Source organism: Pseudomonas sichuanensis (assembly GCF_024749065.1).
Taxonomy (GTDB): domain Bacteria; phylum Pseudomonadota; class Gammaproteobacteria; order Pseudomonadales; family Pseudomonadaceae; genus Aquipseudomonas; species Aquipseudomonas sichuanensis.
In genome coordinates, this window is the sequence record NZ_CP087185.1 from 145,944 (window position 1) to 165,297 (window position 19,354).

Below are 19,354 nucleotides of genomic sequence, written 5' to 3' on the forward strand. Positions count from 1 at the left end.
CAACGGTTCAGTTTATGGGCAAAGAGCAGCTCTGGCACTGGGCCATGACGTGGTGCAGGAGCCCATCATCCTCCAGCTGCAGCCAGGCTTCGGCAAGCGCCTCACCGTCCAAGCTCAGGGCCAGTTCGTCGCAGTTGCCGTTGCATACCTCGATGCGGTACCAGGTGCTGCCAAAACGGTAGTGCAGGACATACCCCGGCCAGCCTGCCGGCAACAGTGGCTCCAGGCGCAGGGTGTCGCCATTGCGTTTCAGGCCGAGCAGACTTTCGATGATCAACCGGTACATCCAGCCGGCAGATCCGCTGTACCAGCTCCAGCCCCCCCTCCCGGCGTGGGGCGCAACGGCGTAGACATCGGCGGCCATGACATAGGGTTCGACCTTGTAGGTGTCGATCAACGTGCTGCAGCCCTGACGTACCGGGTTGATCAGGCGCAGCAGTTCCCAGGCTTCATGGGAGTCGCCCAGGCGTGCATAGGCCATGCTCGCCCAGATGGCCGCATGTGTATATTGCCCGCCGTTTTCACGCACGCCTGGCAGGTAGCCTTTGATGTAGCCAGGGTCCAAGTCACCTTGGTCGAAGGGCGGGTCGAGCAGTTTGACGATGCCGATGTCGCGGCGTACCAGGTGGTTGTCCAGTGCGGCCATGGCCTGGCGGGCACGTTCGGGCGAGGCGACCCCGGACAGCACGGCCCAGCTTTGCGCCAGCGAGTCGATTCGGCACTCCTGATTGCTCGCTGAGCCCAGTAACTGGCCATCGTCGAACCAGGCGCGGCGATACCAACCGCCATCCCAGGCATGCGCCTCCAGCTTTTCCGCGAGTACGCCGGCCTGGTTGGCGCACTGCAGCGCAAAGCCACTGTCGCCGTGTCGCAAGGCGACGCTGCCGAAAGCCCGCAGCACCTCGTGGCCAAAGAAGCCCAGCCATACGCTTTCGCCTTTTCCTTGTTCGCCGACCCGGTTCATGCCGTCATTCCAGTCGCCGCTGCCCATCAACGGCAAGCCGTGAGCCCCGCACTGCAGGGCATGGGCGATGGCGCGCTGGCAATGCTGGTAAAGGCTCTCGACCAGCTCCGAGTGCGCGGGCAGATCATAGTAGGACTCCTCACCGGCATTGAGTGCACGCCCCTGCAGATATCCGACCGGTTCGTCGAGCACGCTGTAGTCCCCTGTGACTTCCACGTAGCGGCTGGCTGCCAGTGGCAGCCACAGCAGGTCGTCCGAGCAGTGGGTACGCACACCTCGCTGCAGCGGTGGGTGCCACCAGTGCTGTACATCACCTTCGGCATACTGGTGAGCGGCGCAGGTCAGGAGGTGTTGGCGCACCGCCATCGGGGCTGCATGGACCATGGCCATGCTGTCCTGCAACTGGTCACGGAAACCGATGGCGCCCCCGGACTGGTAGTAGCCGCTGCGCGCCCAGAACCGGCAGGCGATCACTTGGTACATCAACCAGCCATTGGCCAGCACATCAAGCTCGGGTTCCGGCGTCTCGATCTGTACGGTTTCCAGTGTCCGTCGCCAGTAGGCGCGGACCTTGTCGAGCGTGTCCCTGGCGGCTTGCAGGCCACGATATTGCTGGACGCAGCGGGTGGCGGCACTGGCGTCCTGGGCGGCGCCCAGGCGAAACACCACTTCATGACTTTCGCCAGGCTCCACCTGCAGCGCCACCTGCAGCACCGCGCACGGGTCCAGGCCCCCGCCAGTGCGTCCCGACAGCCGCGTCTGGCGCATACCCAAGGGTGCATGACAATCGCCGTTGGGTCCCAGGAACTCGCTGCGATCACAGGTCTGGCACTGCACGGGCAAGTCGCAATCGAGAAACGCCACCTGGGTGGAAAACTCCACTGCGAAACTGTTACGGGCAAACATTGCACCGCTGACCGGGTCAGTCTCACTTACCACATGCATGGCGGTTCTGCGGCGCAGGTCGCCCAGTACCCACTCGGCGAAGCAAGTGACTGACAACCGTCGTACCCGAGCTGAGGTGTTGTGCACCTTGAGCCGGCTGAACTTGACCGGGGCATCCAGTGCAACATGCACCCAGAGCTCCGTATTTAGGCCGTCTTCGGCGTACTCGAACACGCTGTAGCCAAAGCCATGGCGGGTGCGGTAACGGCCAGGGCCCGGGCAGGGCTGCGGGGTCGGCGACCAGTACTCGCCGCTGTCTTCGTCGCGCAGGTAGAAGGCTTCGCCGCTGGGGTCGGCGACCGGGTCGTTGTGCCAGGGCGTCAACCGGTACTCGTGAGCGTTCTCGTACCAAGTATAGGCGCTACCGACCTCGGAGACCACGCAGCCGAACTGCGGGTTGGCCAAGATGTTGACCCACGGCGCCGGCGGCGGTGTGCCGGGAAGCAACGGGATGACGTATTCGCGGCCGTCGGCGCTGAACCCGCCATAAGGGTTGCGCAGCATCAACGCCGCCTGCTCCAGCGGCAGATGGCTGGCGGTTGATGGCCTGGGGTTAGGCGCACTGGCCTGGAGGGCTGGGGGAACCGGTGGCTGTCGCCGCAAGTGCAGTTGCTCGGCCAGCGTACCGAGCCTGTCATCGAGCACCAGCCGCGCTACCGACAGGGTCAGCAGCCGGTCCTCGGCGGACAGTTGCTGCGCAGGACGTACGAAGATGCCGCCGGGGCGGTCGAGCAGGGCCGCTTCGCTGCCGGAAGCAACGATTCCCATGATCAGTTCCTGCAGTTGCTGGCGGTAGCCCGCCTGGTCCTCGTTCCAGATCACCAGGTCGAGCGCCAGCCCTTTCTGGCGCCAGTAGGCATGGGCCAGCACCATCTGCTTGACCAGATGGATGTTGGCCGGGTCGCCGATCTGCACCAGCACGATCGGCAGGTCACCGGACAAGCCCTGGCCCCACAGGCCGGACTGGCTTCGTCGGTTGCTGGCCAGCAGTGCTCCGCTGGCGCGCAGGCTGGCATTGGGGTAGAGCACCGAGGCGGCCATCTGCTCGAAGAGCCGGGCGTCGGTCAGCGAGCCGTTAAGCTGGTGCAGTAGCACCTGGCTGTGCGGCCAGGCCAGGTCGAACACCCGGTCAGCCAAGTGTTGGTCGCGGTACTTGGCGACCTGTTGCAGGCAGGCGTCGCGGCTGTCGGCCACGCCGGTGACCAGATCAAGCGTGGTCGCATGGCCGGGCATCAAGGTGATGCGGCAGCGGATGGCCACGATCGGGTCCAGCACGGCCCCTGCGCTGCCGGACAATGCTTCGGTGCCGCGGTCCAAGGCTGCCGGCCTTGCCAGAGTCCGCCCACGGCCTATGAAGCGAGCCCGATCGGTCTCGTAGGACAGCGCATCGATGTTGGCCCCGTGCACTGCCAGCACGTGGCACATCCACGGCACGGGATCTTGTTGCGAACGCGGCCGCCGCGTGCAGAGAATCGCTTGCAGCGGGCGGATCAGTTCGGTCTGGATGAACAACTTGCTGAAGGCCGGGTGCAGGGCATCGCTCAAGGCCGGTGCCAGCACCACTTCAGCGTAGCTGGTCAGCTCAAGGGTGCGGGGCTGGTCGCCATGGTTGGTCAGGTGCAGGCGGCGCAGTTCGATGTCGTCCTCGGGCGACACGGCAATTTCTGTGTGGCAGTCGAAGTCTCGCTCGCGCACGCGAAACTCCGCGCGGCCGTCGCTGAAGATCGCCTCCTGGACTTTCGTGCGGTGCCGTGTCGGCTGGTAGGTGGTGGACCAGTAAGCGCCACTGGCAACATCTCGCAAGTAGCAGAAGCTGCCCAGGTCGCTGCAGCTGGTGTCTTCGTGCCAGCGAGTTACCGCCAGTGAATTGTGCTGACTGTAGCCACTGCCCACGTGATTGACCATGACGTGATAGCGCCCGTTAGACAGCAGTTGCACGGCCGGGTGGCGCCGGTTTGGCTCGACGAACACTCGGAGGCGTATCTCGGGGGCGCGCTCGGCAGTCTCCACGATCGGGGCCTGGAGAGTATGCAGGTACGGCGCAGCGGTTTTCGGTACGCGCTCCTGTAAAAGCAGCATACTGGCCTGGAACTGTGGGTCGGATGCAAAGCGCCGTTGCATGGGCTTGTTCAGCAGCACAGCGGTCAGAGCCAGGAAACTCATGCCCTGGTGGTGGGCCATGAAGGAGCGGATTATCACGGCGTCCTGCCCGGGCGGCAGGCGTGCCTCGCTGTAGTCCACGGCTTCGTACAGCCCGAAGCGGCCAGCCAGCCCGAGCGTGGCCAGTCGTTGCAGGTTACGACGGGCGGCATTGGGCGCCACCATCAAGGCCAGCGCGCTGGCGTAAGGGGCCACCACCCGGTCTTCACCCAGGCCGCGCTTGAGGCCGAGTCCCGGAACGCCGAACGCCCGGTACTGGTAGTTGAAGTGCGCGTCCAGCGCATTGTAGGCCGACTCCGAGACGCCCCAGGGCAGGCCAGACTGCCTACCATGTTCGATCTGGCGATTGACAGCGGCCTGGCAAGTCTGGTCGAGCAGTGTGCCCTCATAGTTCGGCATCACCAGCAGCGGCATCAGGTACTCGAACATCGAGCCGGACCAGGAAAGCAGCACAGGAACCCCAGCATTGCTGGTGAGCAGCCGGCCCAGTGCGAACCAGCTGTCCTGGGGCACCTGCCCCTGTGCGATGACCACGAAGTTGGTCAAGCGCATCTCCGATGCCAGCAGGTCGTAGAACGCGGCATCCAGGCGATGCTCGTCGGCGTTGTAGCCGATGGAGAACAGGTTGCGATGGCTGTCGTAAAGGAAGGTGAAGTCCATGTCGGCCAAGGTTTCAATGCGGCTGGCCAGGGCGTGCGCCTGGGTGATGCGTTGGCGGGCAAGCGCCCTGACGTTGGCCACGGCAAGTCGCTTGGGCTCCGGCCACTGCTCTACGTCCAGCTGTGCCAGATGACGCCAGCTCAACGGGGCCGGGGGCTGCTGATCGTTGCCTGACGGCAATTGCAGTTGCTGCAATTCTCCGCTCAGGTCCACGCATTGCCGATACAGGGCATTTAGCCAGAATGCAAAGTCGTCAGTCGCTTGCGCCCCTGGCGCAACGGCAGCCGGTTGCGTGATCAGCGCCTGCAGCTGTTCTACAAGCATCGGCAGCAGTGCGGCCGACTCGTTGCCCGCCTGCACATGGGCCTGCCACACCTGCTCGCGCAGAGCCTTTATCGGCTGGGCGTCACAGCTTGTGCTGGGGCAGACGTCCAGTAGCGTGTCGAAGGTGTCGAGCAACCCCTGGGTCAGGCGCAGGTCAAGCAGCGGCGTTTCGGCCATTTCCAGGAGCCCGGGCCTGAGTGTCAGCAACAGGGCGGCCAGGTTTCCGCTGTCCACGCTGGAGATATAGAGCGGCGACAGCGGCTTGAGGGTCTGGGTATCGTACCAGTTGTAGAAGTGCCCTCTGAAGCGCTCCAGGCGGTCCATGCTGTCGAGCATCTGGGCTAGGCGTTCGAAAAGACGACCGGCACTGAGGTAACCAAAGTCATGGGCCGCCAGGTGCGAGAGCAGGGCCATGCCCATGTTGGTCGGCGAGGTGCGATGAGCGATGCTGGCGAAGGGTGGCTCCTGAATGTTGTCGGGCGGCAGCCAGTTGTCGGCAGGGCCGATGTGGCTGTCGAAGAAGGCCCAATTGGCGCGGGCCAGTCGATGCAGGAATGCCAGGTCTTCAGCGCCTGGCATGAACTCGGCCCGGCTGTTCGGGCGGCTGAGCCACCAGGCCAGCGCCGGGCCGAGCAGCCAAAGGGCAAGGATCGGCGATGCCATCAGCAGCATCACTGGCTGCATCGCCAACGCACCGCCCAGCAGCAGAACCAGGACCGGTTGCCCCCATTGCTCACGGTACATCGCCTGCAGGGTGTCGGCGCTGCTGCGTTCGTCTTCGCGCGAGGGGTTCCACTGCAGCAGGCGCCTTTTGCTGACCACGAGCCTCCACAGGGTGCGCATGATGGCATCGAGGCTGAAGTAGGCCTCGAAGGGTAACCAGGCCAGAGACAGACCGGTACGCAAGAAATAGGTGCCAGATGTGTGCAAAGCCGCCAGCAGGTGTTCTGAAACGGGCACATCGGTGGTCTTGCCCAGCACTTCGAGCAGAGAGTCGAGCAGTGGGCGCGTCAGCAGCAACGCCAGCAGCGATAACATCCAGGCAAGTGGCGTGACACTCGCCAACCAGCCCCACAGCAGCAGGGTCAGCAGCGCCGCCGGCTCCAGGCTGCGGCGCAGGTTGTCGAAAATCTTCCAGCGCGACAGGGCGCTGAGCGAGCTTTGCGCCAGGCCCTGAGTGCCAGTGCGCAGCCACGGCAGCAGCCACGGCAGTAGTTGCCAGTCGCCGCGTATCCAGCGGTGGTGGCGTTTGCTGTCGGCGCTGTAACGGGCCGGGTAGGCTTCGAACAATTGCACATCGCTGAGCAGACCAGAGTGAGCGTAGCAACCCTCGATCAGGTCATGGCTGAGTATGCGGTTGTCAGTGAAGCGGCCCTCCAGAGCCTGCTCGAAGGCATCCACTGCATAGATGCCTTTGCCGATGAACGAGCCGCTGAGAAACAGGTCCTGGTAGACATCCGAGACAGCCTGTGTGTAGGGGTCGACCCCGGCGTCGCTGCCAAACAGCCGCGCATAGCGCGAGCGCGACACACTCGGCAGGCTGATGCCCACCCTCGGTTGCAGGATTGCATAACCTGCCTGGATACGACCGGTATGTGCGTCGAAGCGCGGGCGGTTCAGCGGGTGCTGCATGGCGCCGACAAATTGATGGGCGGCACCGCGAGGCAGCTGGGTGTCGGTGTCCAGGGTGATGACATAGCGCACGTGGCCGAGGGTTTGCAGGTTGCCGACGATGCGCATGAAGCACTCGTGGCCGTGGCCGCGCAACACCGCGTTCAGCTCGGCGAGCTTGCCGCGTTTGCGCTCGCGCCCCATCCAGCAGCCTTCGGCGTTGTTCCATATGCGTGGCCGGTGAAACAGAAAAAAGCGCTCGCTGCCAGGGCCTGGATACTTGTGGTTGAGCCCCCGGATGCCTTTGCTGGCGAGCTCGAGCAGTGCTTCGTCTTCGGGCCGTGTCTGCTCGCGGGCATCCATGAAGTCGCTGAGCAGGGCGAAGTGCAGATGCTCGTCACGGTTAGCCAGGAAGCGTACCTCCAGCCCTTCGAGCAGTTCCTCGACATCGTCGGCAGTGGCCAGCAGGGTTGGCACCACCACCAATGTGCGGGCCTCTGCGGGAATGCCGGCGGAGTAGTCCAACCGCGGCAGGAAGGACGGTTTGACGGTCAGGGTCACCAGCCAGTTCACCAGGCCGATGGCCAGGCGGCTGGTGCTCAGCAGTATCGGCACGGCCATGCCGGCGAGCACCGCGATGGGCCATCCCTCCAAGTCGATGGCGCGTATGAAACCCCACGCAAACAGGCAGGAGAGAAGGGCCACAGGCACCAGATAGAACGCCAGCGGTGCCCGGTGCAACAGGCGCTGCCACCGCTCGGCCAGCGGCACCCGCGCAGCCAGGCGCTGCTCCAGCAAAGGCAGTCCGGCACCTGCCAGGTAAAAGCCCACATGTTCGGCCTCTTCACCGTGTGCGGCCCCCGCCGCCTGGGCCAGTTCGATAGCCGTGCGTGCCACGGCGGCTTCGCTGAAGGCGCAGTGGCGTGCCAGGCGTTCGACAACGTGCCGGTAATGGTCGCGGCTGGTGAAGTCCATGGCTGGGTAGACGGCGGCCGGGTCGCGGCACAGTGTCTGCTCTACATGGCTCAGGTGCTCGACGAACAGTCGCCAATCGATGGTCGACAGCAGTCGCAGGCTGCCGATGCTGTTACTGATGGAGACCTGATCGATGGCTTGCTGCTGAGCATCGAGCTGCACATAGCGCTCGATGCTCAGTGCCGACTCGCTGAGCATCTGCTCCACCCACAGCAGCGGCTGGGTCAGCGAAGCGCTGTGGCCCTGTAGCCTCCTGGCCAGCTCGGCAACGAAGGCGGCGGTCATCGGCGGTTCCGAACGGGCCATGTCGGCGACCACAAGCACCACGCTCTTGGCATCGCGCTCGGCGGTATCGCCAAGCCGGTCGGCCCAGACATTGGCCAGGTCGCGGTCAGCCCAGTTGGCCATTACCCGCGCCGCCACCCGTCGCAGGTTCTCGATCAGGGCCAGGCGGAGCATTATCGGGATCGCCCAGAGCTCTCCCAGGGTCAGGGTGGCGGCCTGCTGATAGGCCTCGGCGAAACGGCTGAGGCTTTCGGCGTCGATCCGCCCGTCACCATGGGAAATGGCCTCCAGCGCGATGTCGTAGACACGCGGCAGGCCGGTGGAGGGGCCATTGTCCAGCCTTGGCAGCTGCAGGCTGTAGTCGGCTGGCAGGTGGCGTTTGGCAATACGTATCTGGGTTTCGACCAAGTAGAAGTTGTCGAGCAACCACTGCGCAGCGGGCAATGCCGGACGCGAACTGGGCAGGGTGCCGGCGAGGGCAGTGCAACTGGTGGAGAGCATGCGCTCGTTATCGGCCAGGCGGTCGAGCAGCGCGTCGTCCGCCGGCAATCGGCTCAAGCGATGATGATGGGCCAGCCAGAGGCCGTGCTCGGCCATCTGGTCGGCGTTGTACAGCTCTGAGCGCAGCAGGCTTTCATAGGTGAATGTATTTGGGTACGAGCGCCAACGCCCGACATGTGCGTACAGGCGACGAAGGTAGGCGAGTGCATTGAGCCAAGGACTGTCCATGGTGTGCTGGTTTGCCTATCTAGCCTTTCAGCTGTCAGTCTGCGGCGGTCGTTGAGCAGAGTCTGTACGGTAGCGAACAGACGCGCACCGGGCCGGCGCCCAAGCTGACTACATGCACCGTTTGACATAGCGGCGGTGCTTCTAACCCTGTCTACCCGGCAGGGGCGGCAATATCCGCTCGCTGGAGGCCCCCCTTGAACGCGCTTTTAAAGGAAACCGTTAATTTGGCGTGCATCTGCACGGACGTAGCATCGCAAATACGGGAAGACACTTCAGATTGCGGGTTGCTGTTGACATCGCAGAACGGGCAGATCGCCAGCGCGAATGCGGCATTGTGCCGCCTGCTGGGGTACAAACATGAAGACTTGGTTCGCATGCGGCTTCAGCAACTTCTTACAATAGAAGCCAAGGCCCTTCACCAGTTGTACTGGCAGCCACTGATGGGGACATTGGGGGCGGTGGCAAACGTCAAGTTTGATTTCGTGCACTGTAAGGGCTTCACCCTGCCGCTGATATCTAATGCTATTACCTGCGCGCATTCGAATGGCATCGTTCACGAGCTGACCATGTTTAACTCTGACGAACAGCGTTACGAGCGTGATCTGCTGCGCGCGCGCCTATTGGCCGAACGCTGTCTGGCTAAAAACCTCAAGACACAGCGCGCATTACTGTCTCCTAGCCATGTCTGCGTGATACAGCCTACTGAGAGTGCACAAACCCTGCCGGCCGAGCAAATACTTGGTATCGTCAGTCATGAACTGCGTACGCCACTTCTGGCAATCAGAATGGCGACCGACTTGTTGACACGACGCTCACATGCGGCCGAAAGCCCCAAGTTGCTCACAGCGATCAGCCACTCCGTATCACGCGCGCAGCGGCTCGTGGCGGACTTGCTGGATTTCACGCTCATCCAGGCCGGGCGCGGTATCTCCATTCAGCCCAGGGTTGCTGACCTGCCGCACACCGTGGAGGGGTGCCTCGATGAATTGCGGCTAACGTTTCCAGGTCGTCAACTGACTTATCAGCATACCGGCGAACGTAGCGCCCTGATCGACTCCGACCGCCTGTACCAGCTGATCGGCAATCTGGTGGCTAACGCAGTGGCCTATGGCGATCCAAGCAAGTCCGTTTACGTGACATCCTGCATCAAAGAAACGACAGCAACCCTGACGGTGCACAACAGCGGCGCGCCGATTTCCCTTGAACTGCTAAAGCATGTTTTCGAACCTTTAGTGCGTGGGAATCAGCGACTTGGGGGCGCTACCAGCATAGGCCTCGGACTCTTTATCGTGAGCCAGATAGCTAAGGCTCATGCGGGATGTGTGTCAGTCGATTCTACAAAGCAGAACGGCACCACCTTCACTGTGAGACTATCGCAGCAGAGTGCAGGCACAGACTCGACCTCGACTCCCACTTTTCCGTCACCTTGAGCTTCATCCTTGGGAAGTTTTATACGGCATGAGCCTGTGCAGGCTTCGGTTTGCAGGGGAAGTCTCTTGCAATTGCAGATTTAAACAAGAGAAAGACTAACCAGCTTGTAAAAGTAGCCCGCATCTAGGCGGATGATTTCGCCACAGAGTCCCTTGCTGCTTTCCGCGAAGGGCAGCTATGGGTCGTTAGCAGCCGGTCGCGGACGACCGCTTTTGACCCATGGCGGTCACTGGGAGCATTAGTATCAAAAACTGCCGCGAAACCTGTGGGAGCGGGTTTATCGAGGCGTCCCGCTCCCACAGAGATCACCTCTGGCATGACTGTCAGCTACGGGTCGTTAGCGGTCAGTCGCAGAGCCCCATGGCTGCCGTTCGTTGAGGGCGGCTAACGGCCAGAAGCGGACAGTCGTTCAATCAGGATGCGCTAATCACAATACTAATTGTGAATCGCCCCTGGTTTCGTAGACACTTCGAAGGCTGCAAAGGGTCTAAAGCATCCGCTCATAGCTGACCGCTAACGAACAGCTGGGTTTGCGTGTGGGGCGTCCTATAGTTTTCTAGCCAAACCAGTAAGGTAATGTCATGAAGCGAAGCATCGAAGGGCTAGCTCAGGCAGGCGAGCCGATTGTCCGCGAGGCCCTTGAGGCAGTACGCATGACTAAAGACGCTGCTGCACCAGTCGAAGAGGTGAGATGGCTCAAGCTGCTTGCCGATTCGCTTTACCAGGCAGTAACTGACTACCAGCTTCTTGGTTGCTGGCAGTCTCTCGTCGACGATCCAATAAGAAGGCCGAGAGCATGAAACGACCGGTACCACTCCTGCCTGACCACCCGATGTACACAGATGCTGTAGCTGCATTCAAGCGATACAAGGAAGCACAGGATGCCGGCGCACCCGCAGAAGAGCTCGACCAGCTACGGCAGCATGCTGAGTTCCTGCACCAGTCAGTGACGGACTACCAGCTTCATGCATTGGGAGGCCAGCCGCTTATCTGTCACTGAATCGCCTCGATGAGATCTGCGCCCTGATCTCGCGCGTATCCAGCGCAGCATCACTCGAAAACAGTGAATTGTTGCTGTCTAGCTGTCCGACCGGCAACCGCCGTCCCATAGCTGCCAATGAGGAACAGCTGCATCCTTTTCTACAGCCAGCCCCTGACCTGTCTGTAGTGAAATAGCCCGTATCCTGCTGCGCTGCGAATCAGCCCCAACCCCAATTAAGCCGTACGGAACCGGCTCACCAGTTTCTGCTGATGCTCCGCCAGACGCGCCAGCTCTTGGCTAGTCACCGCTGTTTGCTCTGCACCGGCACTTACCTGAATTACTAGGTCGTTGATCTCGTTGACGTTGCGGTTGATGTCTTCGGAAACCGCACTTTGCTCCTCGGCTGCAGAGGCAATTTGAATGTTACGGTCACTGATGCGTGCGACGCCTTCAGTGATTGAGGCCAGCAGCTCGCCGGCGCGGCCAATGCGGCTAGCGCCCGACTGAGCCTTACCCAGCGTTTCGAGCATTGAGCTGCTGGCACGGTCGGAGCCGGCCTGCAGGTTACTAATCATTTCTTGGATGTTTCCGGTCGACTCCTGGGTGCGCTGCGCCAGCGTGCGCACCTCCGAGGCCACCACTGCAAAACCTCGACCATGGTCGCCGGCACGGGCAGCTTCGATGGCCGCGTTCAGCGCCAGCAGGTTGGTTTGTTCTGCAATGCCGCGGATCACGTCGAGCACCGATGAAATCGCATCACTTTCCTGCTTCAAGTCATCGATGATTGCCGCTGTCTGCTCAGCCTGGGTCGATAGTTCGCGAATCAAGTCGATTGTGCCGTCGACTTCTATACGGCCTTGGGTGGTGCTGGCGTGGATCTGTTGCGACAGGCTGGCCGCATCGTTGGTGCTCTGCGCCACCTCGCGCACGGTGGCGCTCATTTCGTTGATGGCGGTGGCCACCAGCTCGGTGCTCTGGCGCTGCTGCTCGACGCTGCGGCTGGTTTGCAGGGTCACTGCTGAGGACTCTTCGGCTGCCGTGGCCACCTGCGCCGTGGCGTTGCCGATTTCCTGGACTATCTCGGCCAGCTCGTTGGCCATGCGGTTAAGGTTCTCGGCGATCTGGCCGAATTCATCCTTGCTATGGTAGCCAGCACGTGCGGTCAGATCACGGCGCGCCAGGCCGTCGAGGGCAGCATTGATGTCTTTGACCGCCAGGCCGATGCTGCTAATGATGAGCGACGACAACAGCGCGACCATCACCAGGGCCAGCAATGCGCCAGCTATAGTCAGCCACAGCGCCTGACTGGCTTCGCCACGGGCGTCGTCGGCCAAACGAGTAACGCCTTGTGCCAGCGTCTGTTCAACCTCGCCCATTTGATCGATGCGCTGGGTAGCCGTTTCGAACCAGGCTTCAGGCTTGACGCCCAGCGCCTCGCCCAGTGGTAGCTCGAATGCCAGGCGTTGAAGCTTGGCCACTTCTATTGCGGCCGGGGTCTGTTGGCTTTGCTGGTACTGGCTGAGCACCGCTGCAGGGGCCTTGCGCTGGAAACCTTCGGCATACGCGGTGAACTCGCCCAGATTGCGGCTGAAGCGCGACAGCAGCGAGGCATCGAAGTGATCTTGGTTGAACGCAAGGCCGAGGATCACGCGCTCGCGACCAGCCCGCTCTTTAAGTTCGATGAACTGGTTCAACGCGCTGAGGGCATGGACGACATCGGTATTACTGACGCGGTTCTCCAGGGAGTGGGTGTAGCCGACCAAGGTCTTGATGATCTCGGTGTAGCGGGAGCCCGACTCGCCGCTGTCAATCGCCAGCTTGTCGACCTGCTCGCGCAGTGCTGCGAGGGTTTCGAGGGTGCTACGCACTTTACCGATCTCGGCGTCGCCATGGGTCGGCAGACGGCGCACAGCGTCGATTGCTGCGTTGCTTTCGCTGCGCATTTGCGCCAAACGCCTGCCCATCGTGGCGCCGCGGCTGCCGATGAACACCCCGCTAGCGCCTCGCTCGCGTTGCAGCAGAGTAATCAACTGGCTCAACGACTGGGCGTTGCTGCTGGTAGTGACAGTGTTTTCCATGTCGCGCAGCGTGCGGTAGTTATCGGAGATATAAACCGCGGTCAGAGCCAGAAAGCCAAGGAGTGGGAAAAACAGAATCAACAGCAGTTTCAGGCGAAGCGGCGCATTGGTCAGCATCCTTCTGGCCTCATAGGTAGTGGAAAAATTGGGGGCGGGTGTGCGCCGCTGAGCGACTGATAGATGGCTAATGGCCATTATTGTACGGTCATTCAATAAAAAAACAAAGACCACAACCACATGCCGTTAGAAATATCAATCAATTTCGGGAGCCAGCTATGCATCCCCTCATTGCGCTTTTCCATGACCTCGGCGGATAGATTCAGTCCGATTTATGCTGAGAGGGTGTTCTGCATCTATTGGTAAAAACCTGCATTTATTTGTAAATGTCACAGCCGCCACCGACCAGTGCCGGGCCCGAGGCGGAGTGATGGGGGTGGCGAAACGGCCGCTGCGGCCAGCTGTCCAGCGGTGCGTGGCCGCTGACCGAGCGGATTGCCGCCACCTCCAGCGCCTCGCGCTCGTCCAGCGGCGGCAGCAGGCCGGGCAGGCGGCTGGCGAGCAGGGTCTTGCCGGTGCCGGGCGGCCCGGTGAACAGCAGGTTGTGTCCACCGGCAGCCGCCACCAGCAGGGCACGTTTGGCCGCGGTCTGGCCCTGTACTTCGCTGAGGTCAGGGTAGGGCCGCTGTTCCAGCAGCAAGCCGTTGGCCGCAAAGGGTGGCAGCGGCAGTTGCCCGCTCAGGTGCGCCACCAGCTCCTGCAGATGCCCCACCGCGTACACCACCAGCCCGCTGGCCAGGCTGGCTTCCTCGGCGTTCTCGCGTGGTACCACCAGCGCCCGCCCGGCGTCGCGTGCCGCCAGCGCGGCGGGCAGCACACCTTGTTAGTGTGACTAGCGAATCCCACCTGCGCTGTTAGCCCCTTTCTATATATCGCAAAAGAGTGCTGTGGAGATGGTCTACCGTTGATGACTGGATGAAAAGTTTTCCTTTAACAAAGCGGAGAACCGTCTATGGCGATCCTGGTCCACGTCGATTTCACTTCCGCTGAGGATCCTCTCCTCGCTCGCGTTACATATAAACTTCCGCAGTTTTTTTCTTGCGATGGGGTCCCCTACGGCCCAGAGAATCAGTACATTCGATTCCTCGCACTGAGACTCAGCGAAAAAAGTATAAAGACAGTTAGTGAACACATTAAAGAATTTCTTTTATGGCGAGTCGCTCTCGGGATAGAGCTGGTCGATATCTGTGATAGGGATGTTGATTACTATATCGAGGCGCAGTGTGCTCACTCTAAAGCTCCGGGAGTAGGGCTCGCGTGGAATACTGTGAATAGTCGAATCTCCGGCGCTCATCGGTATCTTATTTGGTGTCGAAATAGGGGCCATAATATAAATATCTCCTTGGAGGAGGAAGGCTCCAGGTACTTTGGAGCGAGAGTCAGATTTGTAGTCAGGGGTCATCCAAGTCGAAAGCTGATTCAGTCAACCAAATTCCTGTTATTAGATGTCGCCGTGAATTTAATTGCGGAAGTTACCTCGGTTTCCGCAAAAAGAAATACTGGTCTGGGCGTACGTAATTCTCTGATTGCAAAGCTAATGCTCCAGTGCGGGTTGCGTTTATCTGAAGCGGTAAATTTCCCATTGAACGACCTGCCAGATATAAACCACCGAGGGCACTCTACACCTGCTCGAGTTTTAGGGAAAGGGAATAAGGCAAGAGTTATTTTAGTGCCAAATCGGCTTTTGGCAGATATCTGGGGATACGTTGACATGGAAAGAGCACTATGGCTTGAGAGGATGGCGTATAAGAAGCCTAGTACGACGACGCCACCATTTCTATTTATCAGTCCAATAGGAAAGCCACTAACTGGAAATTGGATTGAAAAAATATTTGCAAAAGCAAGTAAAAATCTTGGGATAGATGCGGTGCCTCATTCTCTGCGGCACACATTTGGCACGTATCATTACTTATACAATAAAGATCTCTTGGCTTTGTCCAAGATTATGGGGCATGAGAGTGAAAGGACTACAGAGAAATTCTATGTTCATAACGCAATATTAATTTCGCATGCGGCTACATACGAACAGTTGCAAAAAGATATAGATAAGATGTGCGGAGGCATATCGTGAGGTCCGCAAATGGAAAAACTATATCTGGCCTGCTTGCCGACGAGGCTCGGGTTGTTAAAGATTTAGCATTTACAGCAGTGTGCAAAAATACCGGCAAGGTTAATGTTTATAATTTCGGCGGAAGATCAGAGTTTGAAAGTCTGCGGGACATCGTTGGGATTTTTGCGTGGGCCGTTTACAAGCGAAGAAATAATGTGGGGCACATAACTAGGATCACCGTACGTGAAAACCTTTGGCGCTTCTTAAGATTCCTCAAAGAATTTCGGATAGAAAAACCGGAGCAATTGCGTGGTACCACTCTTACTTTGTACGCAGCCTGGTTGAAAAGATCCGTTAATATCTCGTATTCGTCGGCTGCAGCAAGTTATAGGCTTCTTGTTCCATACTTCAAGGTAATGAGTCAGCACGAGTCGATTAACAACGACTTTAAGCCGCAAAAAAATGCTTTTCCGAAAGCCTCTTCTCTGCAAGTCGCAAACCCTGGATATGATCAGAAAGAGCTAGAGGCCATAGTCCGCGCAGCCGTGGCGGGTATGCGGCAAACTATGAGTAAATGTAATAATAAATATATACCAAGGTGGTTGGGAAAGGCTGCCCCCCTTGATGACGTTGCTCCGCTGAGCGACGTAGGTGGTAGAAGTTTTTGGAATAGTTTCGAGTATAAAGTTTGGTGGTGGGAAAATAAGTGTGACTGCAAAAGGCTTGGCTTTGCAGACTATCGTGTTATTGCTCAGGGGGAAGTGTTTGTATCAAGCTTTAAAGAGCCAGGAAGAAAAAGAATGAGAGGTGTCGAGGCTTTTTACGAGCTGATTGGCGCCGGTCAGAATTACGTTCCTAGATATTTAGGTAGACCGTGTCCGGTGAGTTATCTATCTCCTTGGAGGAAAATGGATTATTTGATTTGGTACTGGGAAAATCATCTTGGTTGTGAATTTCTTACTGAAGGAGAGTTGAGAAAGCGTGCTCCGAAGTTTATGGGGGCTATCCATGACCACTACAAAGGGCGTCTTAACGACTTTTTTACTGCATTAGGAGTTTATCGGCAAATTAATGCTGGGGACTTGGTGCCTTTTTTCATCATGCTGCTAATTAGGACGCAGTTAAATCCATCTACAATAGAAAGATTGAAGATAGATTGTCTCGTGCCGGACCCCACAGACTCGTCACGGTTTCACTTAGAATGGGTAAAATACCGCTCATCGAAAAAAGGTAAAACAGTACCTTTAAGTGAAGGTCACAGCAGCTGGCCGATAATGTTGGTGAAGAAAGTCAGGGCAATTACTAGTCGTATAAGAGGAGAAGGGCAAACGGAATTATGGATTACTAATGGTGCTAAGCTCGGCATGTCAAAACCATTAGCGCATGGGGGATTTAGAAAAGCTATGAGGGAGTTTTCTGCTGAACATAATTTGAAACATACTTCGGGAGAGCCTCTTTTCATTCAAGCGCGCCTAATAAAGCCTACAATGGGTTGGAAAGAGTATATTCGAACGGAGGATATGCGTTTTCTCCAGGCGATTTTGGGGCACGAAAAAATCTCAACCACAGCAGATTATTTACGGAGGGTAGGTGACCCCGTATTCAAGGTTCGGCGGGGATTACATATAAATACAATGTTCCTGACGCTCGGGGGCGATCAAGAGTCGGGGGCATTGAAGGGTAAGCTAACTGAAGGGTTCTTAAATCATTGCGCGGACCCTAAAAATTCCCCAGTGCCGGGGCAGAAAGAAGGCGAATACTGCAGCGCTAAACACGAAGTTTGTACGGGCTGCCCTAATTTAATAATCACATTTGAGGATATAAAGAAATATTTTTGCTTCATTGCGTATCACGAGAGATTAAGAGATGCAGGGTTAGTTGATGATGTTGAGTTTCGGATTGCTACGTCAGAAAAAATATTTGCATGGGAGAACTCAATACTTCCGCGCTACAGTCTAGAAGTGATTGAGAGAATTAGAGAGGATGCTCGTATTAATCCGATAGATATTTGGTCATTTAATAGTTAGGAAATATACATATGGTGAGGGCGGAACGCAAACAGATCTTCGCTGGTCACTTGATAGCAAAGTCGGAAAGTTCGCATCTACTTGATACGTTGATTGGAGTGTCAGATGAAAGACGTAACATAATCAGGCTCTCAAAAAAGTCATTTTACGCCGATGATGTTTGGGATCTCTCCGATGAGCATCCGGATCTACGCCCTGTTGAAGTGGCTCTCACAATTTCTAGGCTAGTAGGGGTTGCAGACACTTTAGGTAGTAATCACCGCGAGATTAGGCTTCTCAGGAGTGTCAAGGAGTATCTGTATTCACTTATTGTTGATCCTCCGGCGATGCATCCTAAATGGTCAACAATTTGTAAGGTGGCGACGAAAGGTCTAAGGCAGTTAGTTTCCTATATGAGGAAATCGAGAATCTACCAGTTCTCTGATATTACGGAATTAGACCTTGAATTGTTTCTGGAGGAAGTGTCTTCAGCGCCGGTTAAGGGAGGTGCTGTAACTACAGATCGCACTTTGCGCTCTAGGGTTGCCGGGTTGGATTGGGTTTTCGAGCAGTCGTCAAAAGTCGAGGATGGGTTGAAATTTGACCCATTTAGGCAGTACGGATCAATAAGCAAGTGGTCGAATAAATTGTGTCGGCGGGTAGCGCCGAGAGTTGGGCTTACGAGAGAAATTCCTGATGAATTAGCAGTTCGGATTTTTGAGTGCGCAATTAGTGATATTGGTTTGGTAGATTCTATAGTTGAAATAAATTCTGCCAGATCTGTTCATGCAGCACAATCCGCAGTAGATGTTCGAAATGGTTCAAATAATATTTTTCCATGGCGCGACTATGCTATCAGTTCATATCCGGCCTTTAGAGGTTTGGAGAGCAAGTTCACAGTTGCTTGCTACATTTTGATCGCAATGCTAACTGGGATGCGGTTTCACGAAATAGTTGCGCTACGGTCTGGTGGGAGGAATAACTGGCAGGAGGAGGAACTGGAAGTTGATGAGAAAGTGTTTAGGGTTTATTTTGTCGTTAGTAGCACGAATAAGCTTCAGGCAGAGCCGACAAGTTACAAGTGGCAGACAGTGCCATTCGTGAAAATTGTCTTGGATTCGGCCGAGCGTGGGTTAGCTGCAAGGCGCGGGGGTGGCACTTTTCTCTTTCCCTCTCATAATTATGTGAACGGGAGGATTTCATCCACGGTAATCTGTAGGCAGTTAAAAGAATTCGCAGTTCGCCATGATCTGAAGTTTAATGATTCAATTTGGGCTTTGGCCTCTCATCAGTTTAGAAAAACATTTGCCAGGATAATGACTAGGCAAGGGCTGGGGATCAAGGAGCTACAGGACCAGCTGAAGCATTTCGATATTGAGAATACCCGTATTTATGGCGATATGAGTCTCTATTTGGAGCTGCAGCAGGAAAAGTTTAAAATTTCAGAGGAAAAATATGATGAACTTTTATCAGGCCAAGTTCCAATTATCGGAGGTGGAGCAGCCGAATTTGGTGAGTATCAGAAAAAGTTTTTAGGTATGACAAAAAATGAGCAAGCAGCTTTTCTTCAAGAGCTTCCTAAAAATGCACTTATTGAACAGGTGGATGATGGGCTGTGCATGTTTAGGTCTGCAAAGGCTTTATGTGGGGGTGATAAGTCTTCTTGTCGTCCGGCGGACTGCAACAACTCAATAATGCCTGCGGCATCCAAGCGGAAGGTTTTCGAGTGGCGATTACGTGAAAATACACGGATGCTCGAACATTTCAAGAAAGACCCGCTTAAAGTTTCTTACCTGCTAGGCCGAATATCGGAGCTCAATAAGTTGATCTCGCAATTGGATGCTTTAGACCGGGAGGCAGGGGATGCGCGCTAAGCCACGAGGCAGCATGAAGGGATTGCAGAAAAGCCAGTGCGAGATGAAAGCACGTAATACTTCCGCTTTACTGGGGGTGATCGCTGATTTTAGGATTGAGAAACCTAACACACGGTGGACGTATCGAGAAATTTGCTCTCGTGCTGGGTTGAGGAGCCCAAATGCATTAGATCGCCCGTGGAATGCACACATTCGCGCTGAGATTGAGGCGCATAACTCCCGA

The 19,354-nt window shown here is 57.4% G+C and carries 7 protein-coding genes and 2 pseudogenes; 5 read left to right on the forward strand and 4 right to left on the reverse strand.

Annotated elements, in window-relative coordinates; all coding sequences use genetic code 11:
* Window positions 1-7: 7 nt before the first annotated feature.
* Window positions 8-8,653, reverse strand: coding sequence for a glycoside hydrolase family 94 protein (locus LOY51_RS00695; RefSeq protein WP_258643985.1), 8,646 nt, complete (start codon window positions 8,651-8,653; stop codon window positions 8-10).
* Between the two features lie 194 nt (window positions 8,654-8,847).
* Here LOY51_RS00695 and LOY51_RS00700 point away from each other — a divergent pair, with 194 nt between their 5' ends.
* Both LOY51_RS00700 and LOY51_RS00705 read left to right on the forward strand, forming a co-directional pair.
* Complete coding sequence (locus LOY51_RS00700) at window positions 8,848-10,083, forward strand: sensor histidine kinase (RefSeq protein WP_258643987.1); 1,236 nt, start codon at window positions 8,848-8,850, stop codon at window positions 10,081-10,083.
* 582 nt (window positions 10,084-10,665) lie between these two features.
* A complete protein-coding gene (locus tag LOY51_RS00705; RefSeq protein ID WP_258643989.1) occupies window positions 10,666-10,884 on the forward strand; it encodes a hypothetical protein in 219 nt (72 codons plus the stop codon).
* Window positions 10,885-11,299: 415 nt separating this feature from the next.
* Here the strand turns inward: LOY51_RS00705 and LOY51_RS27020 are convergent, their stop codons facing one another.
* The 3 genes and pseudogenes from LOY51_RS27020 to LOY51_RS00720 all read right to left on the reverse strand — a co-directional run.
* The gene (locus LOY51_RS27020) at window positions 11,300-12,166 is read right to left on the reverse strand and encodes a methyl-accepting chemotaxis protein (protein ID WP_374046939.1); all 867 of its coding nucleotides are present in this window, start codon (window positions 12,164-12,166) and stop codon (window positions 11,300-11,302) included.
* A pseudogene (locus tag LOY51_RS27025) lies at window positions 12,161-13,339 on the reverse strand (nitrate- and nitrite sensing domain-containing protein); the annotation flags it as partial. The pseudogene LOY51_RS27025 and the gene LOY51_RS27020, both read right to left, overlap by 6 nt.
* A gap of 196 nt (window positions 13,340-13,535) precedes the next feature.
* A pseudogene (locus LOY51_RS00720) lies at window positions 13,536-14,024 on the reverse strand (ATP-binding protein); the annotation flags it as partial.
* Between the two features lie 129 nt (window positions 14,025-14,153).
* On the opposite strand from LOY51_RS00720, the gene LOY51_RS00725 reads away from it, so the two are divergent.
* From LOY51_RS00725 to LOY51_RS00735, 3 genes are read left to right on the forward strand one after another with little or no spacing between them, the layout of a single operon-like run.
* The gene (locus LOY51_RS00725) at window positions 14,154-15,272 is read left to right on the forward strand and encodes a tyrosine-type recombinase/integrase (protein WP_258644001.1); all 1,119 of its coding nucleotides are present in this window, start codon (window positions 14,154-14,156) and stop codon (window positions 15,270-15,272) included.
* On the forward strand, window positions 15,269-17,278 hold the full coding sequence (locus LOY51_RS00730) for a site-specific integrase (protein ID WP_258644003.1): 2,010 nt from the start codon (window positions 15,269-15,271) through the stop codon (window positions 17,276-17,278). The genes LOY51_RS00725 and LOY51_RS00730 overlap by 4 nt, the downstream gene beginning before the upstream one ends.
* A gap of 11 nt (window positions 17,279-17,289) precedes the next feature.
* Window positions 17,290-19,131: a tyrosine-type recombinase/integrase gene (locus LOY51_RS00735; RefSeq protein WP_258644005.1), complete on the forward strand. Its 1,842-nt coding sequence runs from the start codon at window positions 17,290-17,292 to the stop codon at window positions 19,129-19,131.
* Window positions 19,132-19,354: the final 223 nt, after the last annotated feature.